The sequence below is a fragment of the Viridibacillus sp. NPDC093762 genome, assembly GCF_050279675.1.
Lineage (GTDB): Bacteria > Bacillota > Bacilli > Bacillales_A > Planococcaceae > Viridibacillus.
In genome coordinates this window covers 47,833-71,923 of sequence record NZ_JBNNUK010000012.1, presented here as the reverse complement: position 1 = coordinate 71,923, position 24,091 = coordinate 47,833, and the positions used below count along the sequence as shown (strand labels likewise).

Genomic DNA, 24,091 nt, shown 5'->3' with positions numbered 1-24,091 from the left:
TCGTATGAAAATAAAATACTTCAAATGAAAAAACTATTAAAGAAAAATAGTACACAACAGGTAATAGAAAAAGAACCAATTCTAAAGCCAGACGTTCCTGATTATGCAGGAATATGGCAAGATGCTGGTTTAAAAATGATAGAAAATGATTTTGGTGTAGTCTTTTTATTAGAGAAGCATTATCCTCTTGATTATAAGCATGGTGCCATTTATCTAGGAGAGTTATATGATGCTTTTGAAAAGTGGCAACAAACACAAAACTCACATCCTATATCTTTAACGGATGCTAATAATCTTATATTCTACGATACTGAAACAACAGGATTAAAAGGCGTAGGTACTCATATTTTCTTGAATGGTTTACTTGAGGAGTCTGAGGAAGGCTTTACATTAAAGCAGTATGTACTAGCTGATCCGAGTAATGAGGTTGCATTTTTGTTTGAATCGAAATTTTGGCAAGGAAGGAAAACCATTATTACGTATAATGGTAAAAGTTTCGATTGGCCACAGTTACAAACTCGCTGGACATTAAACAAAAAAGACCTACCACCATTAAAAGAGCACGATCATCTCGATTTATTACATGGCTCAAAACGTATTTGGAAAAATGACATAGCACGTATGAAACTTACTCAAGTGGAAGAAGAAAAATTAGGCTTCACTCGTCAAGACGATGTGCCGGGTTATTTAGCGCCGATTATTTATTTGGACGCGGTCAAAAGCGGACAGCCTGATGCCTTACTAAAAGTACTACAGCATAATGAATGGGATTTATTGTCATTATTAACGTTGTATGTGCAGGCGACCAATTTACTTTGTGAAAATAATGCAGAAGAATCGGCTACAACGTATACAAACATTGGTAAATGGTATGCTGACTTAAGAGAAATAGATCGTAGTGAGGAACTTTTGCAGCAAGTAACGCATCAATATACGAGTGAAGAAGCAGCCAATGCTTATTACCATCTAGGCTTTCAGCAAAAAAAACAACAGAATTATATAGAAGCACGGAAGTCATTTCAGCAAGCTTTACCGTATTTACAAGGAAGGCAGCAAATTATTGCACTCATTGAGCTAGCGAAAATTTTTGAACACCGTGATAAAAACTATGAGTTTGCAATAGAAATGACAAATCAAGCATTAAAGCTTGTAACCGAAAGCTCACTGTGGACTAAGGAATCTAAAACTTCAAGACTTGCGGACATACAAAAACGGAAAAATCGGCTTGAAAGGAAGAGGTAATTTCCTGGGCAATCGCAGTTTTCGACAAAAAACGTTAGGAAATGACTGTAAGTAAGCATTGTCTTTAAGAAATATGCTATACTAAGAACACTTATGTTGCGATGGAAGGGCGATGTATATGGATACAAAATTATCAGCAAAAAAGATTTTAGATAAAGATTTTAAAACTGGTTTAAGAGGTTATAGTCAAGATGATGTAGACCAATTTTTAGATGAAATAATTCAAGATTATGAGAACTTTGAAAAAATTCTAGCTAAGAAGCAAGAAGAGATTAACATGTTGAAACAAGAACTTGAGGCTACCCAAAGTGCTAAGCGCCACTCACCGGCACAAGTTCAACAACAGCAACCACAACATACTGCTAATACAAACTTTGATATTTTGAAAAGAATCTCGAACTTGGAAAAACATGTTTTCGGAGATAAACTATACGATTGAATATAGGTCTTTGGTCGTATTGGGTTAAATATGTTTTTATATTATAATGAAAAACATCATCATGAATTTTCGGGTAATCGCTGCAATGCTTGACATTGTCGAGGAAAGTCCATGCTCGCACGGTTCTGAGATGACCGTAGTGTTCGTGCTTAGTGAATAAATAAGCTAAGGCAGTCTTTTGGCTGACGGCGGGAGGAAAACCTAAGTCTTTTATAAGATATGGTTGAAACTCTCTGAAAGTGCCACAGTGACGAAGCTGGTGCGGAAACGTAACAGGTGGAACGAGGTAAACCCCACGAGTGAGAAACCCAAATTATGGTAGGGGCACTCTCCTGAAGGAAATGAATGGATGGAGAGACGTGAATGCTTGCATCTCACGTAGATAGATGATTACTACCCGGTTGTACGAGATGTAAATCGTTTGAGTACTCGGGCACAAAACATGGCTTATTGAACTTTCAATGATGTTAAACATGAACAGTCAGGCTCTCCAGTTCCTGGAGGGCCTTTCTTTTGGAAATATGGTGAAGAATATGGAAAAAATATCTACAAAAGAGATTATTAACCAAAACACTATTTCTAACTATTCTGATGAATTACTACAAAAAGTATTTGAAACAATTTCTGAAGGAATCATGATAACTGATCCAAAAAAGAAAATAATCAATGTGAATCCAGCTTTTGAGTTTGTTACGGGTTACAAAAAAGAAGAAGTTGTTGGACATAGCCCTGCTATCTTACAATCAGGCATTCATGACAGTGATTTTTATAAAAGCATGTGGAACGAGCTGTACTCAAAAGGTGAATGGCAAGGTGAAATATTGAATCGTCGTAAAACCGGTGATGTCTATCCAGAATGGCTATCAATCATGGAAGTTCGTAATAAGCAAGGTGAAGTTACGAACTACTGCGGTGTTTTCTCCGACCTCACAGAACAAAAGGACGTTGAAGACGAGCTTGAAAAACGTGCAATGACAGATTCATTAACCGGTGTTTCAAATAGATTTGCCTATACTGAGAGAATGAGAGTTTTACTAGAATCATCCTCTACACGCTCATATCAACATGCTGTTTTATTTTTAGATTTAGATCGCTTTAAGCAAATAAATGATACGCTTGGTCATGCAGTTGGTGACTATTTGTTAGTGGAAGTAGTAAAAAGAATACAATCACTATTGAAAAATAAAGATATTTTAGCCAGATACGGCGGTGATGAATTTGTTATTACATTAACAAATATCCATCATCCTAGAGAAGCTGTACATTTGGCCGAAATGATTATCCAATTATTAGAACAACCTTTTGCGGTGGAAGACCAGAATTTATATGTGTCCACTAGTATAGGAATTAGCATTTATCCGCATGATGGAGATGATACGGAAGTATTATTAACCAAAGCTGATAAGGCAATGTATTTTGCAAAGCAAAATGGAAGAGGTCAATTTTCTTTTTACTTTGACGAACTACAAACAGACAGCAAACGTGTGTTGCTCCTAGATAACGAGTTACGAAAAGCAATAGAAAATGACAGCTTCGAATTACATTATCAACCGAAAGTTTCTGTTACAACAGGTGCAATCGTAGGAGTAGAAGCTTTAGTACGCTGGCAAAATGAAAAATTAGGCTTCGTCTCACCAGGGGAATTCATCCCTTATGCGGAGGAAACAGGTTTAATTATTCCGATTAGTGAATGTATTATTAATCGTGCATGTCAGGACTATTTAAAACTAAAATCACAAAATATAAAAAATATGCCAATAGCATTGAATATATCGAGTATTCACTTTCATCAAAGTAATTTCATTGAATCCATAATGCAAATTTTAGAGAAAAATAATTGCCCGGCGTATTATTTTGAAATTGAGCTAACTGAGCGCACGGTTATGAACAGTGAAAAAGAAACGATTCGAAAATTAGTACTCTTAAAGCAATTAGGTTTTAAACTTTCGATAGATGATTTTGGGACAGGCTATTCTTCTCTTAGCTATTTAGTGCAGTTTCCATTAAATTATTTAAAAATTGATCGTAGTTTTATACAACATATTTGTTCGTTAGATGATAAACAAGCAGTAGTAGATGCCATTATTCAAATGGCGCATCGTTTACATATGAAGGTAATTGCTGAGGGAGTAGAGCAAAGGGATCAGGTTCAGCTGTTACGTAAAATGGGCTGTGATATGATCCAAGGATACTATTACTCAAAGCCATTACCTTTAGATGAATTTACCGAGTTCCTAGAATTTTGGGAATTAGAACAGTTAGAAGGGAAATAACAATGACAACATTTCGATTAGTAGCAACCGCAGCAATGGGGTTAGAAGGAATTGTCGCACAAGAGCTTCAGGACCTAGGATTTGAAACAACAACAGAAAACGGTAAAGTTTACTTTGAAGGTGACGAGAAAGCAATCGCAAAAACGAATCTTTGGTTACGTGTAGCAGACCGAGTGAAAATTATTGCAGGTGAGTTTCCAGCTCGCACATTTGATGAATTGTTTGAGGGAGTAAAAGCGATCAATTGGGAGAAATTCTTACCAGTAGATGCAGAATTTCCTGTAACAGGTAAATCCGTAAAATCTAAATTATTCAGTGTACCTGATTGCCAAGCAATTACAAAGAAAGCGATCGTTGAACGTATGAAATACCACTATAAACGTCTAGGTTTCTTAGAAGAAACAGGACCAAAATTTAAAATTGAAATTTCAATTTTAAAAGATGTAGCTACACTTACGATTGATACTAGTGGAGCAGGCCTACACAAACGTGGGTATAGACTAGATCAAGGTGAAGCACCTTTAAAAGAAACGCTAGCAGCAGCGCTTGTCCAAATCTCTAAATGGAATCCAAATCGCCCATTCGTAGACCCTTTCTGTGGTTCAGGTACAATTGCACTTGAAGCTGCAATGATTGGCCAAAATATGGCTCCTGGTTACAACCGTGAGTTCATTTCAGAAGCATGGCCTTGGATGAAACAACAAATTTGGGATGATATTCGTATGGAAGCAGAAGATATTGCGAACTACGACCAGCCTTTAGAAATCATTGGCTCAGATATTGACCATCGCATGGTTCAAATCGCCAAAAATAATGCTGTTGAAGCTGGTTTTGCGGACTTGATTACTTGGAAACAAATGCAAGTAAATGACTTTACTACATTATCAACTGATGGTGTGATGATTGGTAACCCGCCTTATGGTGAACGTATTGGTGATATAGAAATGGTTGAACAAATGATTCGTGAGATGGGCGACAATATGGCGAAGTATCCATCTTGGTCAGTCTACATGCTATCATCAATGGAAAACTTTGAAACACTTTACGGTAGAAAAGCGACAAAAAAACGAAAATTATTCAACGGATTCATCAGAACAGATTTTTATCAATTCTGGGGTCAACGTACACCGAGAAACTAGATATTAAAAGGAATGGGATAACCCATTCCTTTTTTTATGAAAACATATAATTCTAAGTTTGATTTGGAACTCGTATCAGTACATGTGAGTAATTAACACAATTCGTTTATAACAATCAATGATATTCCATGAAAATCTAATTTAAAATTATGGTTTATTATGGGGTAAAATGTTTGGTAAAGGGGGTATTCATGAAGTTTTTATCTGGAACTATAGCTCTTTGTGTATCGTTTATGTTATTTGTTTATTTGGGAGGTACCAATTATGAATCGGAATATTTCATGTTTCCATTTATTTTGTTGATGTTCGCAATAACTTTATTCTTAGCAGAGTTTAATCAATATGCAAAATCAAAAACCTCGCAAGTAGATAATAAAAAAGAGGTAATATAAGACTATTATAATTGTAGACTAAGATTGAATTAGCTAAAGTTATTAAACACCTCTAACCAGATGTTTTTAATAGTATGAATTTATGTCTTTTTAAATGATTTTACAAAAACGTAATCCGAAAATTCGAATGCTTGAATTGCTCACTTTTTTCCTCCTACTAATTTTCCGCTTATAATACTAATTTAAGGTAATGCTAAATCTCATAGGAAAGAGATGGGGGTAAAACGTTTTCTTTGCAATGTTAATGCTACATTATTTCCTCATATATTCACTAGCCTCCAATTTTAGATTTTAGAATAATTGCTAGCAATAACCAATATAATTTTTTGTTAAGAAAATAAAGAACATCATCACATGTTTTATATTATGAAAATAAAAGGCTGTTTGGTTTACTCATTTCATATACTTTTAACAGAGTTTCTTCTATTATATAAAGTGCACCAATTTCCGGGTGTTTAATTTCCTTTTTTCTGGGTAACACTACGATAGCTGTGATATGACCACAAATTGACCACATAAACTGAAAAAAAATTAAATCATTTACATGCATTTAACAAGGTAGTTAAGAATAATGCTATAATAACAAAGGTTTCAATTACCGTTTAGTTGTATATAATTTTATTTTCGTTGACGTACGAGGGGGAACAAGATGAGACAAGCAATACCATTTGCTCTATCAAAAGAAAAATCATTCTTCGACTCGTTGGGTGATTGGATGGGCGATATGCTTTATGATGAATTACCTGAAAAGGGTCTAGAATGTCGTGATGAGCAAATCTTTATGGCTTATCAAATTGAAAAAGTATTACGCGAAAAATCAGTGCTATTTGCTGAAGCAGGTGTAGGTACAGGGAAAACCATCGCATACTTATTACCAGCTATTTCTTATGCGCGTTATACTGGACGTCCAGCATTGATTGCATGTGCAGACGAAACTTTAATCGACCAGCTCGTAAAAGATGGTGGCGATATTCATAAATTACGGCAATATCTTGACTTGAATATTGATGTACGTTTAGCAAAGTCACGTGATCAATACTTATGTTTAAAACGCTTTGAAGAGGCTGAAAAGTTTCATGACGGCGAATATATAGATGATATCGTAGAAACGATACCAGATGGCGTCTTTGGCCAGGGAACATTATCTTTATATGGTCAACGTAGTGACTATCCAAATGTTAGCGATGCTGATTGGCAGAAGGTCAACTACAACTCGATTCAACAGTGCTCGGTTTGTGATCTTCGCAATCGCTGTGGTCAGACACTACACCGTGCGGATTACCGTCAAGCGACGGATTTAATTATATGCTCACAAGATTTCTTGATGGAGCATATTGCTACAAAAGAATCACGTGAACGTGAAGGGCAGTTAGCACTACTACCTGAAGTATCCATGATTGTACTTGATGAAGGTCACTTACTTGAGTACGCAGCACAAAAAGCGATGACTTACAAAGTGCAAGATTATACAATCGTAAAGCTTCTAGATATGTTAATGGTTGATGGATTGCGAGAAAAAACGCTTTATACAATGGAAAAATTACAAGATGGTCATGAATTATTCTTTGACCAACTTCGTGATGATGTCATTGAATCAGATGAAGATCGTAAACGTATCAATAAATCTCCATTACTTCTAAAGCTGGGTCAAAAAGTAATTGATACAGTGGAATCTTTACTTGAAGAATTTGTTTTCGAATCAGAAATGTATGTCATTCCTGATTATGAGTTACGTATGGTTGAGGAGTTCTTAGAGCAATACGAAGCCGCAATGCGTATATTTATCGCTCAAGGCGATGCCGTAGACTGGTTAGAGGAAACAGATGGTGAAGAGACACTTGTCATCATGCCACGACTTATTACAGAAGTACTTGAGGAAAAACTATTCTCGAAAAAAATACCTTATGTATTCTCATCAGCAACTCTATCAATCAATAAAGACTTCTCATATATCGCAAACAGTTTAGGGATTAACAAATTCCAATCATTCTCTGTCTCTTCTCCATTTGAATATGAAGAAGTTATGAAGATCCAATTGCACAAGGTTGCTCAAGAAGAGAAAATTTCTTCTGTTGAGAAGTTATTACAAGATGACGAAAAAACATTAATCTTATTTAAATCAAAACAAGCGATGCAGAAATTTAAAGGGCAATTAGCGGAAGACTTACGTGCAGATGTTGCCTTTGAAGGAGATCGTGAACTATCGTCTATTATTCGTGATTTCCAAGCTGGCGAAGTAAAAGTACTATGCTCATATCATTTATGGGAAGGCTTAGACTTACCAGAGGAGTCTTTAACGCGTGTGATAATTTTCGATTTACCTTTCCCGCCAAATGATCCATTGTTTGATGCAAAGCGTTCATTTGCTACTAATGCATTTGAAGAAGTAGACGTACCATTCATGCTGTTACGACTACAGCAAGGTATGGGTCGATTAATCCGTACTTCAAAAGACCACGGAGACATTCATATTTTATTGAATGAAGAAGAATATAAACATAAAGAGAAAATACAACCTATTTTCGCAGTTGAAGCAACAGAAGTTTAATAAGGAGAAGCCAGCTCAAATATAATGAGCTGGCTTTTTTGAATGTGAAAAGAATTACTAGCGTTTTCCACCATATTATGACGTGAATATTCTGCTAAATAACAATCAGCTGAGATAGTGCAACAAACAGCTGAGATAGTGCAACAAATAGCTGAATTAACGTAACAAACATATCAGTTAGTGCAACAAATAGTCGAGTTAAAGCAACAAACATACCAAATAGTGCCACAAACAAAATCTTTCAACTGATTTACTTCGGAATTCGTGATAAAATAGAAGGATATAAGGGGGTAATAAAATGTCAGTAGAACAACGCTTTCTAAATTACATAAAAAAAATTGATAATTATGAAGAAGCTCTTTCAGTAATCTATTGGGATATGCGTACTGGAGCGCCAAAAAAGGGGCTAGAGCAACGAGCAGAAGTAGTAGGAACGATTTCGTCAGAACTATTCCGTTTGCAAACATCAGATGAATTAGCTGAAATACTTCAAGAGCTTTCAACCAAAAAAGAAGAACTATCAGAAATTGTTCGTCGTTCATATGAAGAAACTCAAAAAGCTTTTGATTTAAATAAGAAAATCCCAGCAGACGAATACAAAGCATATGTTGTACTTCAATCAAAAGCAGAAGCTGTTTGGGAAAAAGCAAAAGATAAATCAGATTTTAGTCTATTCTTACCATATTTAAAAGGCATTATTGAAGCGCAACAAAAGTTTGTTACGTATTGGGGTATCAAGGACAATAATCCATACAACACATTATTGGACCAATATGAACCTGATATGACAACGGATATATTGGACCGTGTATTTGGGGAATTGAAGGAAACCATCGTCCCATTAGTTCAAAAAATTGTTGAATCAAACAAACAACCAGATACGAACTTCATATTTGATTTCTTTCCAAAAGAAGGGCAAAAGGAAGCTTGTTTAGAAATTTTACAACAACTTGATTATGACTTTGAAGCAGGTCGTTTAGATGAAACAGTTCATCCGTTTATGATCGGTTTAAACCGAGGTGATATTCGTGTAACTACAAAATATGACGAGCACGATTTCCGATCTGCACTTCTTGGTACAGTGCATGAATGCGGACACGCTTTATATGAACAAAATATAATGCCAGAATTAGATGGTTTACCACTAAGCACAGGAACTTCAATGGGTATTCATGAATCTCAGTCATTGTTTTTCGAAAATTTTGTAGGACGCAATAAAGAATTTTGGACTCATAATTTTGAGATGTTGAAAAAACACTCACCGAAACAATTTGAAAATGTCTCATTAGAAATGTTTTTACGTGCAATTAACGTAGCGCAACCTTCTTTAATTCGAATTGAAGCTGATGAATTAACATATCCACTTCATATTATGATTCGATATGAAATTGAAAAAGAATTATTCAATGGAAACTTACAAGCAGAGGACCTACCAAAAGTATGGAATGCAAAATACAAAGAGTATTTAGGTATTACACCAGAAAATGATGCAGAAGGAATCTTACAGGATATGCATTGGTCTGGTGGTAGTTTCGGATACTTCCCATCTTATGCACTTGGTTTTATGTATGCAGCACAATTTAAACATGCGATGGATCGAGATATTCCAAACTTTGATGAACTTCTAGCAGAAGGTAATCTCACACCAATTCGTGAATGGTTAACAGAAAGAGTACATCAATATGGAGCACTTAAGAAACCTTTTGAACTATTAAATGGAGCAACTGGCGAAGGGTTAAATGCCAAATATTTAGCTGATTATTTAAAAGAAAAGTATACTCGAATTTATAATTTGTAAAATGGTCTAAATAACAATTAATTCAATCTTGAAAAAAGCCAAAGGGCGCTTATAATAAGCAGCACTTTGGCTTTTTGATTATCTATTATGATTAAAATGCCCTGGATTTGGCACAGCACCGATTGTACTCACCCAACGATTTGTAAAATTAAAGAATCCAGCAATAAATGAAGCTTCCAAAATTTCATGGTCGTTAAAGCCAGCTAAACGTAACAGCTCTACTTGTTGTTGCGTTGTCTCTTGAGGATAAGTAGTAACATAATATGCATAATCGCATAGTGCGCGTTGTTTCTTTGTTAATGTTGCAGATCGATAGTTATAAGTAAGCTGGTCAACCCAAGTAGCATCTCCTGTTAAACCACGTAATGCATCACTGTGCGTTGTTAAACAATAAGCGCAGCAATTAGTAGAGGATACAACTAACCCCATCATTTCCTTATCTAGATTATTCAAATAGCATGTGTTTTCATCAAACATAGTATTTTTGAAATCTAAAAAACCTTTATATTGTAGTGGATTTAATGGAAGTATTTTAAATAAATTATTGATAAATCCCCAATGCTCTTGTTGAAAATCTACATGTTTGTCAAACTCTATTTGTAATTCAACAGGAATATCCTTTTCATCAGGATTTTGTAAATATGAGAGTTGTTCTGTATATTTTGACATAATAATAACACTCCTTTTATTTATTAGAAAAATCAAATTATTTTATATTTATAACATTACAACTTTTCGGGATGAAATTAAAGTCCATAAACAATTTATTGAAAATCCTATAAATGGATAATATACTTTTTGACAACTAGTATTTGTGGGAATAGATATAAGTTAACCCACTTAGTAGATATTTTGTATTATATGCATTAACATTCAATTACATTAGAAAATATATGAAGAGAAATTTTGAAACGATTGTAATAGACTTTTAATCTCTTCATTCACTAAAAAATGATAAAATATTAATAGAGATATTTTGAGGGAAATGCTAGAATTCGACAGATATTTTTCCATCAGCTTCCAGCTTCCTTGATTTGAAAAAAAGGGGGAAGAGAGTATGAGTTTCAAGAAACGGCAAATTATCGGGTTTGGTTTAATCTTGCTTTTTTTAATCGTTTTATTATCAATAATGGTAGTTACCTTAAATAAATTAAAAGCAAATATGACTGAAATTGTAGAGGACCGCTATTATAAAGTGCAAACTGTGATGGAAATCCGACAGTTATTTTCACGGTCAGATAGAGAAATTTTATATGTAGCAATCGATACAGATGATAAGGATATTAAGACAAGTTTGCAAACGATTAATGACAATCATACTGCTATTTCAGAAAATATTATTAAATTGTCCACTATTGCAAATCAGACACAGTCACAACAACTATTAAAAAAATTAGATAAGCAATATACATCATATACCGATACAGAGTCTAAAATCATTCAGTTGATTAAGACAAACGGTTCGAAAGCAGATTTAAATGAATTGATGGAAGAACAAAGAATTAAGAGATTAGAAGTGTTATCTACACTTGATGAATTTAAAGAATATCAAGAAGGTATTATGAATGATACTTTAAAAAGTTCGCAAGAAACGTACAATGGTATGATTAAATTTACTATATTGGCTATATTTTTTAGTATATTAATTATTTCTACCATACTAAGTTGGATGATTAGAAGCACGTCCAAGGAGCTACAATCTATTACAAAAGTGATTAAAAAGATAGATTTTAAAAATCTATCTTCTATACCTAGAATTTCAATTCAAACGCAAGATGAAATCGGAGAAATTGCCAGCTCATTCAATGAAATGGCCGGATCATTAGAAGCGTATAATCGGAAAGAAAAAGATTTCACCCGAAAAATTAGTGAACAAAATTGGATGCAAACTGGTCTTGCAGAAATTGCAACGATGTATCAACGTATTGTGGACATAGAAGAGCTAGGTAAAAGACTAATTATAAGACTAGCACCTATGGTCGGCGCATCCTTTGGTGTATTTTATATCCGCCGGGGTCAAGGGGAAGATACACGTTTTGTTAAAACTGCTTCGTACGCTGGTGAAGGCACTGAGGCAGGTAGAAATGAGTTTCAAATTGGTGAAGGCTTAATTGGACAATGTGCCATAGAAAAGAAATCACAGATTATCGCTGATATACCGGATAATTATCAGTTCATTACAACTGGATTAGGTCATGTGAATCCTAAAAGTATAATGATAACGCCAGTCATTTTTGAAGATGAAGTCGTAGGTATATTGGAAATGGCAAGTCTAGAACCATTCACTAACCTACAGCAAAATTTCTTACAGCGTGTTTTGGAGACACTTGGTATAACTATCAATAGTGTACAAGGGCGAATGGAAATTGAGCGATTATTAAAAGAATCACAAGCTCAAACAGAAGAGCTTCAAGCTCAGTCAGAAGAGTTGCAGTCGCAGTCTGAAGAGTTACAAGCACAATCAGAAGAATTACAATCTCAAGCAGAAGAATTGCGAATGATTAATGAACAGTTATCTGAGAGAACTCATGATGCTGAAGAAAAATCTCGGGAGCTTGAAGAAGCAAAAATCAACCTCGAGGAACATGCTGAAGAACTAAGAAAAAGTTCAAAATACAAATCAGAATTCATGGCTAATATGTCGCATGAGTTAAGAACACCATTAAATAGTATATTAATTTTATCTGAAATGTTAGAAACCCCAGATGAAAATGGATTGGCTGGTGAACAACAAGAATTTGCTAGAATCATCCACTCATCAGGACAAGACCTATTGAAATTAATCAATGATATATTGGATTTATCAAAAGTTGAAGTAGGAAAGTTAAAAGTCCAATTTGATGAAATGAATATGAGTGAAGTTCCGGAATTGCTACATCAGAATTTTGATCATGTAGCACTAAAAAAGGGTTTGAATTTTGCTGTTGAAAAGGATAGAAATGTACCAAATATTTTCTTTACTGACCAACAACGTTTCCAACAGATTTTGAAAAACTTATTATCTAATGCCTTTAAATTTACACACGAAGGTACAATTTCAGTTCATATTAAAAATGCTGAAAAAGAATATATTAATAAGTTGGCACATACTGAGATTACGGATGAGTGGGTTGATATTAGTGTAAAAGATACAGGAATAGGAATTTCTAATGAAAAACAAAAAATAATTTTTGAAGCATTTCAACAAGGTGATGGAGCAACAGAGAGAAAATATGGTGGGACTGGCTTAGGCTTATCAATAAGTCAAGAATTCGCTAAATTACTTGGAGGATGGGTTTTTGTCGATAGTGAAGCAGGTAAAGGAAGTGTCTTTACTTTATTATTACCAAACTTACCTAGTGGTATTGACGTACCTTATGATAAAGAGGTGGATTCTTCAGTGTTAGCAGTAGCAACAAATGAAAATGTTGTTACAGAAAAAATAGAACAAGAACAAATAAATCCGGAACAACAGCAACTAACACAAGCGAATATAAATATGTTATCAAATAAGACTGTACTTATTGTGGATGATGACCACCGAAATATTTTTGCTCTAAGAAATGCTCTAGAATCTCAAGAAATGGAGATTATTTCAGCTGAAAATGGATTCGAATGTTTAGAAATTCTTAAAGAAAATAATTCTGTAGATGCTGTATTAATGGATATAATGATGCCAGTTATGGATGGTTATGAAACTATGCGCAATATTCGTAGCCAAAAAATATATCAAGAGCTTCCAATTATCGCTCTTACTGCAAAAGCGATGAAAGGCGATAGGGAAAAATGCTTAAAAGCCGGAGCATCAGATTACATCAGTAAGCCATTAAAAATTGATCAGTTATTATCAGTTCTTCGTGTATGGTTGGCTAAGTAATTAATCGAGCGGGCTAGAAGGGGATTATCGTGAAAGACTTATTAACTAATGAAGAAAAAGAAAATATTGAAATTGAATTGTTACTTCAAGTTATTTATAGTGTTTCGGGCTTTGATTTTCAAAAGTATATGCGTTCTTCGATTAAAAGAAGAATTATCAATCGTATGAGGCAAGAAAAAATGGAAAAAATTAGCTCGTTGGTAGAAAAAGTTTTATATGAAAAAGGGTTTGTCGAAAAGTTAATAGATGACTTTTCCATACATGTTACGGAAATGTTTCGAGATCCAGAATTTTTCAAGGCTTTCCGCTTGAAAGTTGTGCCACTTCTTAAAGAAATTCCTACAATACGTATTTGGCATGCAGGTTGTTCAACTGGTGAAGAAGTTTTTTCCATGGCGATATTGTTAAAAGAGGAAGGGATTTATGATCGGGCGAAAATATATGCAACAGACATAAATGAACGAGTGCTATTACAAGCTAAAGAAGGCATTTTACCATTAAATCAGATGCAATCATATACCAAAAATTATTTGGCTGCAGGTGGTAAACAAGAATTTTCAGAGTATTATTCAACTGATTATCAAAATGCCTACTTAGATGCAGCATTATTAAAAAATATTGTATTCTTTCAACACAATTTGGTAACAGATGGCTCATTTAATGAATTTCATATAATAATTTGTCGGAACGTTATGATTTATTTTACAGGTGAATTACAAAATAGTGTTCATCAGTTGTTCTATGATAGCCTTTGCCACAATGGTTTGATCGGTATAGGCAGTAAAGAAACATTACGATCATCTGTTTTCTCCAGAAAATATAAAGAGATAGTAAGTCAACAGAATATTTATCAAAAAATATAACAACTCAGGGTCGCAGATGCGGCCCTTGTTTGTTTAGAAAATGTTTAGAGGAGCCGTATAAAAGGTAAAGGATATTATAATTAAAACAACTGATTAGAAGTAAAAAAAGGAAGCTACCCCAAACAAAAGTAAGATTTAGTTATATATCATGAATTTATAAGTACCTATGGGTGGAGTAGGATTCATAAGCTAAAGGGGGCTAAAAGAATGACGATTTTAATCGTGGATGATAACCAAGTAAACCTTTTCTTAGTTGAAAATATATTAAAACGCGCAGGGTATAATGATTTCCTTTCACTTTCATCAGCCCATGAAATGCTTGACTATTTAGGGGCTGATCAAGAATATCCAAAAGAATCCAGTGTAGATATTATTCTTCTTGATATTATGATGCCGGAAATGGATGGTATTGAAGCTTGCAGACGCCTGCAAAATATTCCTCATTTGAAGGATATCCCCGTTATTTTTGTGACGGCATTAGAAGACTCGAATAAGGTAGCAGAGGCACTCGGTGTAGGTGGAATAGATTACATAATGAAGCCCATTAATAAAATTGATTTACTTGCAAGAATTCGAGTTGGTCTTCGTTTGAAGTATGAAAAAGATTGGCATAAAGAACAAGATAAAAAGCTCAGAGACGAACTGGATTTATCGATGCAAGTACAAAGCAGTTTATTAAGTGAGCCTATCATCGATGAACAACTAATGATAAAAGCTTCTTATTTTCCTGCAAACAAACTTGCAGGTGATATGTATTATTGGCAAAGAATAGATGAAAATCGATACGGGGTAATTATTTTAGATATGATGGGACACGGTATCTCAGCTTCTCTTGTATGTATGTATATTTCTTCTGTACTGCGAGATGCCATTCGGAAGAATACTGATCCAAAATCAATTATTGTTGAGTTAAACAGGTGGATGAACATACTTAATAAAAAAGAAAATCCTGTACATTACTATTTTACAGCCATTTATATGATTATTGACACGAAGGAAAAAACAGTTGAGTACGTTAACGCAGGTCACCCGCCTGGCTTTGCCTATGTTGATGATGAAAAGGTGGTATCCCTTTCGAAAGGATCTTGTCCAGTTGGTTTTTTTAATGAAATGAAAATAAGTAAAGATATTATTCATTACAATGAGAGAATTCAGCTTCTGATTTTTACGGATGGTGTGATGGAATCTCTTGATAATGAAGAGACTGACGGGTTGGATGCAATAAAAGAAGCCATTTCGGAGCGCTGGGTAGATTGCGAAGTAATAGAACCTATTGATATTGTAATGCCTCAATCATTACAACAGGACCAACCTGATGATATGTGTGTTGTTTTAATTCAGGCAGGTAGTCCGTTATGTTAAATTGGTTGTAGGATAATACTGGTAGTAGTCTTGGAAATATTTAAAGAAAAAATGGTAGTCATTTCTTTGGTAGGTAACTTAGATTTGTATATAGTTGATTTTATGGTTGCACAATTTTCATGAACTATTTGTAGTTGAGAACATAGAAACCCCGGTAAAGTGGACTTATAAGTGTCCACTTTACCGGGGTATTTTTTATCTTTAGCGCGGGTTTTAGAATTTATATATTTACCAAAGCTTGTATCCCTTAGATCCCAATGGAGCATTTGTAATAATATCAAAGATAGGGAAGGTGTACGCGATTAATACTAGTGCAACAAGAATCACTATCCAAAGTTTGAAGTTTTCTAAAATTGCTGGAGTTTTTTCTGCGTTTGGCGCAACTTCAGCTATCGGGAATTCTTCTTGACCTTTAGGTGCGAACCAGCAAAGTTTCACAAAAATATAAAGGAATAACAGAATGCCGATGAATAGAAGAGTGCCACCCACAGCTTGTGCAATTTGATAAGATACCCAAGTACTAGCAATATCAGCACCGCCGTAATCAGAGAATGCAGAACGTCGTGGTGCGCCAAGTAAACCAGCAACGTGCATGGCACTTGACATGATCCCCATACCAACTACCCAAACGATTGCTTGAATAATACCTAACTTATTCATTTCTTTAGTTAATGTACGACCAGTTAAATGAGGTACTAACCAATAACAAGCGCCAAAGAAAGTTAATACAACGGTTGTAGCAACTGTTAAATGGAAGTGACCTGTTACCCAAATTGTATTGTGGATTAACTGGTTCATCTGGTAAGAAGCATTAACGATACCGCCTGCTCCTCCCGGGATGAATACTAACATCCCTAGGAAAGGTACAAAGAATCGCGCGTCTCCCCAAGGTAATTGTTTAAGCCAACCAAATAAGCCTTTACCGCCTAAAGCTCTACCACGTATTTCAAATGTAGCGAATAGAGAAAAAGCAGTTAATAATGAAGGGATAACAACCATCATAGTTAAAATAACCTGTAAGAATTTCCATGATCCGTCAACACCAGGTTCCGTTAATTGGTGATGAAGACCTACAGGAACTGAGAACAATACGAACATAATAAATGACAAACGAGATAATGCATCAGAGAAAATTTTACCGCCGATTACTTTTGGAACAACTACATACCAAATCATATATGCTGGTAATAACCAGAAGTAAACAAGTGCATGACCAAATGACCAGAATAGAGTGCGCGATAAGAGAATATCAACACGTTCTACTAAACCTAATGACCATGGAAGTAGTTGGAATAGTACTTCTGAAGCTACACCAATGGTTGCTACGAACCACATTAGATTGTTACAAACGACCATAAATGATAATAAAGGAGAAGTTTGACCTTTATTTTCTTTTCTCCATTGAATCCATCGTAGTGCTTGGCCCAGACCGCCAATCCAAGAACCAACAACTACAAAAGTTAAGCCTAAATAGAATATCCAGTGTGCTTGCAACGGTGCATAGAACGTATAAAGAACGGATGCTTCATTTAATAACACCATAGCTGATGCCATTGCAGTACCAGCAGTCATAGTCCAGAAGCCGATCCAGCAAAGTAAACGTTGTTTTGCTGATAATGCACCTGAAGTACGACTAACAGCAGCAATTTGGAATCCATAAATGAAGAATGTCGTTAATATTAAGCCCAATAAAACACCGTGGACAGTTAGAACTTGGTAATAACCAATGCCCCAAGGCAATTTAAATTCACCAGAACGAACAAGTACTTGTAAAAGACCCGCTGTTCCACCTAATAAAAGAGCAATCATAGCTACATAAATATGAGCCATTGCTATTTTTGAATCTTTACGATCTACTTGCATTAAATCATTAACTTTATTGGAAACCTTCCCAACAATATTTTGTTTATTTACATCTGCTTTAGATTTATTAGCTAATGCTTGACTCATTCTGGTTCCACCACCTTAAGCATAGAATGCATTTGAGCATGACCTACACCACAATACTCATTACATACGATTAAATATTCGCCAACTTTATCTACCGTTGTTACATATTCTGAAATGTATCCAGGTTCTAACATCATATTAATATTTGTACCAGCAACCTCGAAACCATGAACAACATCCTTTGAAGTTGCGATGAATTTAACCTTAGCACCTACAGGTACTTCTAAAGTGGGAGGATCATAGTAAAATGCTGAAGCAACTACAACGGCTTCGTAATCCCAATCTTTTCCTTTCACTTTATGGACACCTGGTTTATTGAATGGAGCGATTTCATCCACTTTTTCGTGGTTAATCGTATTTTTTGCACTTGGTGGGTGGCTACCGTTATGAAAGGCCATGATACCAGTAATTAATAAGAATACTATAAGTGAGCCAACACCGAATGCAAGCCAATACTTTTCGTATTTATGAAGATGCATAATTTTCCCTACCTTCTTTCAATTTAAAAGCGATCAAGAAATAGTCCAAAACAAAGACCCCAAACTACAACTATAAAGGCACCTAATGCCATAACTAAGTAAAAAGTTCCTTTTAAGTCGCTGTCGGAATGATTTTTGTTAGCCATATTGAACCCTCCCTTATCAATTGAATAAATCCTTAATTCCGTGTGTTCATCATATAAAAATAAACTTTAGTGGGATGTGATAAATATCACACTAAAGCATGTGAAATGTGAATGAAGTGTGAAAAGACATAAAATATTGTAGAAAATTTGAAAGGAAAATGGGTATGCTAATATATTGGAAAAAAAAAAGCGTCTAGCTCAATTCACTGAACAAGACACTCAAATACTATTCATTTGTATCTATAGTTAATAAGATGATTAGATTACCAATGTTATCAATTGTTACAGGTAGTTTAAAAGCATGTTGGAAACCGTATAATTTCGTATGCCCGACCATAACAGTTGGAGGTGTAATATCTAAATCCAATTCTTTTTCTGCTGCAAATGTACATAGGTTACCAGCAATCATATTACCGAATTCACCCGTAAAGGATTCTAACATGGCACCTTCTAATGTCATGCCATACATACCTGCGCCGATTGCACTAAATGTATCAGGTGTTGAATCAATAATGATTCGCCCTCTTAAATCACCAACCATGCCAATTAGTACGCCAATTTCATTTTGTTCGTAAGGATCTGATGTAATAGTTGGAGATGATACTTGAATTTCATAAGGAATAACTGATTTTAGTGCGTTTATAGTACCGTTCAAGACGGCTTGTATTTGAATAGAAGTACTCATTTAAACACTCCCGATACGTGACTTTATTTCTATAATAACATGCGAGTTTAAAAAATTGAATTAATACTTGACGAAGAGGATGATTTTCATTATCATTAAGATAGATGAGAATGATTTTCATATTCATTACATATACTTAACGAACAAATATAAGGGAGCGGTCAAAGTGATATTTGCATTTATTGGAGCTACATTATTAATCTACGGAGCAGTTAGTAAATATGTTTTCACTCAAACAACCGCACATTTAAAATAACGACAAAATCCTCCAGGAATTGGGAGGATTTTTTTGTTTGTCGTTTTCCTTCTACATGTTAGAATGAGTTTATTACATATAAAAGGAGTTAAAGCCTTTCATGACAGTATTCGAACAACAACTTCAACAATTATTAAAGCAAACAGCAATGCAATATTTAATTTACAAAAATAACGCAGATGAGGAACGTCTGCAAAAAACGACGCTTTTTGCCAATAAACTATTAAATAAAGAATATATGATTGGCTTTGCTGGTCATTTCTCTGCAGGGAAATCGAGCATGATTAACGCATTAACAGGCGATCAGCTATTACCATCTAGTCCAATACCAACGAGTGCAAACGTTGTTAAAGTACATAAATCTGAAAACGATTACGCAATTGCTTATTTAACAGGACAAGACCCAGTGAAATTCACTGGAGATTATGATATTAAAACAGTCAAAGCCTTCGCTAAAAATGGTGCGCTCGTATCGCAAATTGAAATCGGCCATTCAAAATCGGTGCTACCTGATGGCGTAACAGTTATGGATACTCCAGGAGTAGACTCGACGGATGATGCTCATCGCATGTCAACTGAATCAGCACTTCATTTAGCAGATATCGTGTTTTACGTTATGGACTATAACCATGTTCAATCTGAATTAAATTTTCAATTTACAAAACAATTAATGAAATTCAATCCAAATGTTTATCTAATCGTCAATCAAATTGATAAACACAAAGAAAATGAACTTGATTTTACAGAATTTGAGCAGTCCGTTCATTCTTCTTTTGCAAATTGGGGAGTTGTTCCAAAAGGCATCTTCTTTACTTCTCTACGTGAACTTGAGCATCCACATAATGATTTCCAAACAGTCAAAGAAATTGTTATGAGTAGTATGGATGGTTGGCAAGAACAGTTAGTTGAGACAGCTAAAAAGACTTTACAACAATTGAATAAAGAGCATGAAGAATATTTACAAGCCACTAAACAAGAAATCTTCGATACAAATGAAGAAATTCTGCCTTTTTCAGATTGGGAAAATCGCCAAGAGTTAAAAGATCAATACACCAATATCCAGCGTCAATTAGAACTTTACTCTGTTGAGAAATGGAAAAAATCCTTTGAACAACAACGTGAAGAATTACTTAATAATGCTGGTATTATGCCTTATGAGCTACGTGACAAGCTAAAACTCTACTTAGAAAGTATGCAAGAAGACTTTAAGGTAGGGATGTTCTTCTCCGCAAAGAAAACTGCTGCTGAAAGAGAATTACGTAAAGAAGAGCTTTATAAACTTTATCAGTCGATTATTACATCACAAATCTCAGGTCATATGCTGTCATTGATGAAAAATTCATTGAAGGATGTTGGCACACTAACTGATGATGTATCTCTTGAAATTGATACAATTGAATTCAACGTACCTTTTGAAACAATTCAAGATCAAGTGAAAAAAGATGCTTTAGCAACTGGTGACGGTTTGTTGAATTTTGCAAACCGTGTTTCAGAAGCAACAAAGCGTTGGTTTATTAGAACAACTGATGAATGGAAAGATGACAAGGCAACTTTTGTAGAGCAATTATCTTTTGGCTCTGTTGAACCGTTGAAGAAAAAACTAGAGGTACTTTCTGAAAAAGTAACAGTTATTAAAGAAATCGAGGATGTTGAAGAGCATGAGCAGTTTTATGAGAAAAAAGCAGCGGCTGCTACAACAGTATTAAATAAGGATGCAGATAATTGTGTTGCAATGTGGACAAAAGAGCATTCAGAAGCTTTTGCGCAAATACGAATATTCGACCCTACGATGTTACAACCAGAGGAAGATATTCTTATAGAAGAAAAAACTACTGAAGATGCTGCTAATGTGGAGACTATCCAAACTGCTATTGCAGTCAAGCAAGCATTATATACAGCTAATGCTGTGGCGAATGTACAAGGATTTAAAGAGGTATCAACTTATCTCAAAAATAAAGTAGAACGTCTTCAGAAAAAGGATTTTACAATTGCGTTATTTGGAGCCTTTAGTGCTGGTAAATCATCATTTTCTAATGCGCTAATGGGTCAACAAGTTTTACCTGTTTCACCAAATCCAACGACAGCAGCAATTAACAAAATTCGACCTGTCTCACCAGAGCATCCTCATGAAACGGCAGATGTTCGATTAAAAACAACTGACCAATTACAAGCTGACATTATCTCGTCTTACGAGGCGATTGGTATTCATGTGACATCTTTAGAAGAAGCATTCAATAAAGTTACTGAAGGATTGCAAATGGAATTAGAAGATGAGAGATTACATGTCCATAAGTCTTTCATTCGTGCCTTCGCACAAGGATATGAAGAGTTTAAAGAACAGTTAGGAACGACTTTACGTACAAATCGAGAGGATTTTGAAAAATTTGTCGCAGAAGAAAAACGTAGCTGTTTTGTTGATTCCATCGATTTCTATTTTGATTGTGAATTAACAAGAATGGGTGTCACATTAGTAGATACCCCGGGGGCTGACTCTATTAACGCTCGTCATACAGGGGTTGCATTTGATTATATTAGAAATGCTGATGCCATTCTGTTTATTACGTATTATAATCATGCATTCGCTCGAGCAGATCGTGAATTCTTGATTCAATTAGGTCGTGTAAAAGATGCTTTTGAGCTTGATAAGATGTTCTTCATCGTAAACGCTATTGATCTTGCATCAAACAAGGAAGAAGAGGTAGAAGTAAAAACTTATGTACAGCAAGAGTTGCAACGCTTCGGTATTCGAAAACCTCGATTATTTGGTGTGTCTAGTTTACTTGCATTAAAAGAAAAAGTAGAAGAAAATGATTTCGAATCAGGATTGCAACCATTTGAAGATGCATTCCATCATTTCCTATCTGAAGAGTTGAGCTCTTTAGCAGTTCAAGCTTTAGTAGAAGAAACGGAGAAAACACAAAACCGTCTCGCTTCACTGATTAAGCAAACTGAAGACAATATGCAACGTAAAGACGAACGCCTTGTGGAACTGACGAAACTTGAGCAATTTATTCATACTCGTTTTGAAAAATCAGGTGCAGCCGTTATAAAAAAAGATGTTGAGCAAGAATTATCAGAGCTAATGTATTATGTAATACAGCGAGTTTATTATCGTTTTGCAGATTTTTATAATGAAGCGTATAATCCAGCAACATTCGCAGGTAAATCATCAACAACGGCACTACAAATAGCATTAAAAGAATTATTGCAAAGCTTAAGCTTTGATCTAGAACAAGAAATGCGTGTTACAAACTTCCGTATTGCGAAGTTTATCCATAAAAAGATGACTGAGCGTTACATTGAAGATGTAAGGAAATTAAAAGATGTGAATGATAGCTTCTCATTTATGCCATTTGAAACAGAAGAGCCAGCAATACTAGAATTTGTAGGGCCGTTTGAACAAACTGCACCGTATGAATCTGTTAAATCTCATTTTAAAAATAATAAAGCATTCTTTGAAAAAGGCGATCGCTTGAAATTAAGAGAAGCATTAGAACAATTGACAAAACCCGACGCACAACAATATTTGAACACGGAAGCAAAACGTTTAAATAATTGGTCTGAATCACTTATTACTACTGAAGCAGAAAGTTTACGTCATCATTTAAGTGCTCAAGCAACAGAGCAAATTGCAACAGAACGGGAGCTTTTACAAGAAGAAAGCAAACTTGCGGAATGGAAAAAAATCTACACATCTTTATTTGAAGGAGTTGTGAAGTGATGGGGAACGTATTTATTTCGATCAAAGATTTAGACGTGAATAATACTATCTGGATTGATGCGCGTTATAACCTGCAAAATACAGAAGAAGGACGAAACCTTTATAATCAAGAACACGTTAAAGGCGCAGTATACTGGGATTTAGAAAAAGACCTTTCAGATATGACAAAAGATGAGGGACGTCATCCAATGCCCGACAAAGGACAATTACTGTCGCTGTTTGAAAGAAGCGGTTTACAATATGATACGGACAAAACAATTGCAGTCTATGACCAAGGAGCTTCACCCTTTGCCACACGTGCATGGTGGATGCTTCAATATGGTGGTTTTAAAAATGCCAAAATAGTAAAAGAAGGCTACATTGCCATAAAAGAAGCGGGTATTGCTGTTCAATCAGGTGAAGAAGCAGTGTCAACTACTACTCTTAAACCAAGATGGCAAGACGACCTTTATGTTAATCGAATAGGTGTCAAAGAGATAGTTGATGGGAAAGTAAAAAAAGTACTACTAGATGCACGTGCTGAAGCGAGATATTTAGGGGAAATAGAGCCATTGGATAAAATAGCAGGTCATATTCCAGGAGCACGTAATTTTGATTGGGAGCAATTAAAAGCAGATGGAGTATTAACAACGAATCAGAAACTGCATGATGTTGTACAGCAAGATGAACAAATAGTCGTTTATTGTGGTAGTGGTGTAACGGCGTCACCATTATTCGCCATTTTAAAAGAAGACGGGTATTCAAACGTACAATTGTACACAGGTAGTTATAGTGATTGGATTACAGAATATGCACCTGAAAAAGGAATTTCAAAGAAATAAATGATTCGATTATATAAGCAAAATAAAAAGCGAGCAAAGTCATGATTGTCATGATTTTGCTCGCTTTTTGCTCATTCATTACATAATTAACTTCACTTTCACATATGCTAGAGTCTGTCCT

General features: G+C 35.0%; 18 protein-coding genes and 1 other RNA gene. 13 read left to right on the top strand and 6 right to left on the bottom strand.

What is annotated here, in order from left to right; all coding sequences use genetic code 11:
- The first annotated feature begins 24 nt into the window (after positions 1 to 24).
- From ACQKM9_RS14935 to ACQKM9_RS14905, 7 genes are all read left to right on the top strand, one after another.
- Positions 25 to 1,242, top strand: coding sequence for a ribonuclease H-like domain-containing protein (locus ACQKM9_RS14935; RefSeq protein ID WP_427735135.1), 1,218 nt, complete (start codon positions 25 to 27; stop codon positions 1,240 to 1,242).
- Between the two features lie 112 nt (positions 1,243 to 1,354).
- Positions 1,355 to 1,681 carry a cell division regulator GpsB gene (gene gpsB / locus ACQKM9_RS14930; protein WP_427735134.1) on the top strand — a complete coding sequence of 109 codons (327 nt, stop codon included), beginning with the start codon at positions 1,355 to 1,357 and terminating at the stop codon, positions 1,679 to 1,681.
- A 65-nt stretch (positions 1,682 to 1,746) separates the two neighbouring features.
- Positions 1,747 to 2,136, top strand: an RNA gene (rnpB, locus tag ACQKM9_RS14925) — RNase P RNA component class B.
- Between the two features lie 78 nt (positions 2,137 to 2,214).
- On the top strand, positions 2,215 to 3,954 hold the full coding sequence (locus ACQKM9_RS14920) for an EAL domain-containing protein (protein WP_427735133.1): 1,740 nt from the start codon (positions 2,215 to 2,217) through the stop codon (positions 3,952 to 3,954).
- Between the two features lie 2 nt (positions 3,955 to 3,956).
- Positions 3,957 to 5,093: a THUMP domain-containing class I SAM-dependent RNA methyltransferase gene (locus ACQKM9_RS14915; protein ID WP_427735132.1), complete on the top strand. Its 1,137-nt coding sequence runs from the start codon at positions 3,957 to 3,959 to the stop codon at positions 5,091 to 5,093.
- A 191-nt stretch (positions 5,094 to 5,284) separates the two neighbouring features.
- Positions 5,285 to 5,485 (top strand): hypothetical protein, encoded by a 201-nt coding sequence (locus ACQKM9_RS14910; RefSeq protein WP_427735131.1) that lies wholly within the window; start codon positions 5,285 to 5,287, stop codon positions 5,483 to 5,485.
- 649 nt (positions 5,486 to 6,134) lie between these two features.
- Positions 6,135 to 8,033 carry an ATP-dependent DNA helicase gene (locus ACQKM9_RS14905; RefSeq protein WP_427735130.1) on the top strand — a complete coding sequence of 633 codons (1,899 nt, stop codon included), beginning with the start codon at positions 6,135 to 6,137 and terminating at the stop codon, positions 8,031 to 8,033.
- Between the two features lie 94 nt (positions 8,034 to 8,127).
- Here the strand turns inward: ACQKM9_RS14905 and ACQKM9_RS14900 are convergent, their stop codons facing one another.
- Positions 8,128 to 8,262 (bottom strand): hypothetical protein, encoded by a 135-nt coding sequence (locus ACQKM9_RS14900; RefSeq protein WP_427735129.1) that lies wholly within the window; start codon positions 8,260 to 8,262, stop codon positions 8,128 to 8,130.
- 69 nt (positions 8,263 to 8,331) lie between these two features.
- On the opposite strand from ACQKM9_RS14900, the gene ACQKM9_RS14895 reads away from it, so the two are divergent.
- Positions 8,332 to 9,831, top strand: coding sequence for a carboxypeptidase M32 (locus ACQKM9_RS14895; RefSeq protein ID WP_427735128.1), 1,500 nt, complete (start codon positions 8,332 to 8,334; stop codon positions 9,829 to 9,831).
- Positions 9,832 to 9,909: 78 nt separating this feature from the next.
- Here ACQKM9_RS14895 and ACQKM9_RS14890 read toward each other — a convergent pair whose 3' ends face one another.
- Positions 9,910 to 10,500, bottom strand: coding sequence for a peroxidase-related enzyme (locus ACQKM9_RS14890; RefSeq protein WP_427735127.1), 591 nt, complete (start codon positions 10,498 to 10,500; stop codon positions 9,910 to 9,912).
- A gap of 388 nt (positions 10,501 to 10,888) precedes the next feature.
- Here ACQKM9_RS14890 and ACQKM9_RS14885 point away from each other — a divergent pair, with 388 nt between their 5' ends.
- From ACQKM9_RS14885 to ACQKM9_RS14875, 3 genes are all read left to right on the top strand, one after another.
- Positions 10,889 to 13,687, top strand: a complete 2,799-nt coding sequence (locus ACQKM9_RS14885; protein WP_427735126.1) for a response regulator — start codon at positions 10,889 to 10,891, stop codon at positions 13,685 to 13,687.
- Positions 13,688 to 13,710: 23 nt separating this feature from the next.
- Complete coding sequence (locus tag ACQKM9_RS14880; RefSeq protein ID WP_427735199.1) at positions 13,711 to 14,550, top strand: CheR family methyltransferase; 840 nt, start codon at positions 13,711 to 13,713, stop codon at positions 14,548 to 14,550.
- Between the two features lie 207 nt (positions 14,551 to 14,757).
- Positions 14,758 to 15,912, top strand: a complete 1,155-nt coding sequence (locus ACQKM9_RS14875; protein WP_427735125.1) for a PP2C family protein-serine/threonine phosphatase — start codon at positions 14,758 to 14,760, stop codon at positions 15,910 to 15,912.
- A gap of 228 nt (positions 15,913 to 16,140) precedes the next feature.
- Here ACQKM9_RS14875 and ACQKM9_RS14870 read toward each other — a convergent pair whose 3' ends face one another.
- The 4 genes from ACQKM9_RS14870 to ACQKM9_RS14855 form a co-directional block, all read right to left on the bottom strand.
- Entirely contained in the window at positions 16,141 to 17,775 is a 1,635-nt protein-coding gene (locus ACQKM9_RS14870) for a b(o/a)3-type cytochrome-c oxidase subunit 1 (protein ID WP_427735197.1), read from the bottom strand.
- Positions 17,776 to 17,858: 83 nt separating this feature from the next.
- Positions 17,859 to 18,341 carry a cytochrome B5 gene (locus tag ACQKM9_RS14865; RefSeq protein ID WP_427735124.1) on the bottom strand — a complete coding sequence of 161 codons (483 nt, stop codon included), beginning with the start codon at positions 18,339 to 18,341 and terminating at the stop codon, positions 17,859 to 17,861.
- 23 nt (positions 18,342 to 18,364) lie between these two features.
- Complete coding sequence (locus ACQKM9_RS14860) at positions 18,365 to 18,487, bottom strand: hypothetical protein (protein ID WP_427735123.1); 123 nt, start codon at positions 18,485 to 18,487, stop codon at positions 18,365 to 18,367.
- A 226-nt stretch (positions 18,488 to 18,713) separates the two neighbouring features.
- Positions 18,714 to 19,172: a chemotaxis protein CheX gene (locus tag ACQKM9_RS14855; RefSeq protein ID WP_427735122.1), complete on the bottom strand. Its 459-nt coding sequence runs from the start codon at positions 19,170 to 19,172 to the stop codon at positions 18,714 to 18,716.
- A 356-nt stretch (positions 19,173 to 19,528) separates the two neighbouring features.
- Here ACQKM9_RS14855 and ACQKM9_RS14850 point away from each other — a divergent pair, with 356 nt between their 5' ends.
- Together ACQKM9_RS14850 and ACQKM9_RS14845 are read left to right on the top strand one after the other, a co-directional pair.
- On the top strand, positions 19,529 to 23,149 hold the full coding sequence (locus tag ACQKM9_RS14850; protein WP_427735121.1) for a dynamin family protein: 3,621 nt from the start codon (positions 19,529 to 19,531) through the stop codon (positions 23,147 to 23,149).
- Positions 23,149 to 23,970, top strand: coding sequence for a sulfurtransferase (locus ACQKM9_RS14845; protein WP_427735120.1), 822 nt, complete (start codon positions 23,149 to 23,151; stop codon positions 23,968 to 23,970). Before ACQKM9_RS14850 ends, ACQKM9_RS14845 begins: the two co-directional genes overlap by 1 nt.
- Positions 23,971 to 24,091: the final 121 nt, after the last annotated feature.

Bases quoted from the DNA above. Each gene is read 5' to 3' on its own strand.
- ACQKM9_RS14845 (WP_427735120.1), top strand. From the start codon at position 23,149: ATGGGGAACGTATTTATTTCGATCAAAGATTTAGACGTGAATAATACT.
- ACQKM9_RS14865 (WP_427735124.1), bottom strand. From the start codon at position 18,341: ATGCATCTTCATAAATACGAAAAGTATTGGCTTGCATTCGGTGTTGGC.
- ACQKM9_RS14875 (WP_427735125.1), top strand. From the start codon at position 14,758: ATGACGATTTTAATCGTGGATGATAACCAAGTAAACCTTTTCTTAGTT.
- ACQKM9_RS14860 (WP_427735123.1), bottom strand. From the start codon at position 18,487: ATGGCTAACAAAAATCATTCCGACAGCGACTTAAAAGGAACTTTTTAC.
- gpsB (WP_427735134.1), top strand. From the start codon at position 1,355: ATGTATATGGATACAAAATTATCAGCAAAAAAGATTTTAGATAAAGAT.
- ACQKM9_RS14890 (WP_427735127.1), bottom strand. From the start codon at position 10,500: ATGTCAAAATATACAGAACAACTCTCATATTTACAAAATCCTGATGAA.
- ACQKM9_RS14895 (WP_427735128.1), top strand. From the start codon at position 8,332: ATGTCAGTAGAACAACGCTTTCTAAATTACATAAAAAAAATTGATAAT.
- ACQKM9_RS14915 (WP_427735132.1), top strand. From the start codon at position 3,957: ATGACAACATTTCGATTAGTAGCAACCGCAGCAATGGGGTTAGAAGGA.
- ACQKM9_RS14910 (WP_427735131.1), top strand. From the start codon at position 5,285: ATGAAGTTTTTATCTGGAACTATAGCTCTTTGTGTATCGTTTATGTTA.
- ACQKM9_RS14935 (WP_427735135.1), top strand. From the start codon at position 25: ATGAAAAAACTATTAAAGAAAAATAGTACACAACAGGTAATAGAAAAA.
- ACQKM9_RS14850 (WP_427735121.1), top strand. From the start codon at position 19,529: ATGACAGTATTCGAACAACAACTTCAACAATTATTAAAGCAAACAGCA.
- ACQKM9_RS14905 (WP_427735130.1), top strand. From the start codon at position 6,135: ATGAGACAAGCAATACCATTTGCTCTATCAAAAGAAAAATCATTCTTC.
- ACQKM9_RS14920 (WP_427735133.1), top strand. From the start codon at position 2,215: ATGGAAAAAATATCTACAAAAGAGATTATTAACCAAAACACTATTTCT.
- ACQKM9_RS14870 (WP_427735197.1), bottom strand. From the start codon at position 17,775: ATGCAAGTAGATCGTAAAGATTCAAAAATAGCAATGGCTCATATTTAT.
- ACQKM9_RS14885 (WP_427735126.1), top strand. From the start codon at position 10,889: ATGAGTTTCAAGAAACGGCAAATTATCGGGTTTGGTTTAATCTTGCTT.
- ACQKM9_RS14855 (WP_427735122.1), bottom strand. From the start codon at position 19,172: ATGAGTACTTCTATTCAAATACAAGCCGTCTTGAACGGTACTATAAAC.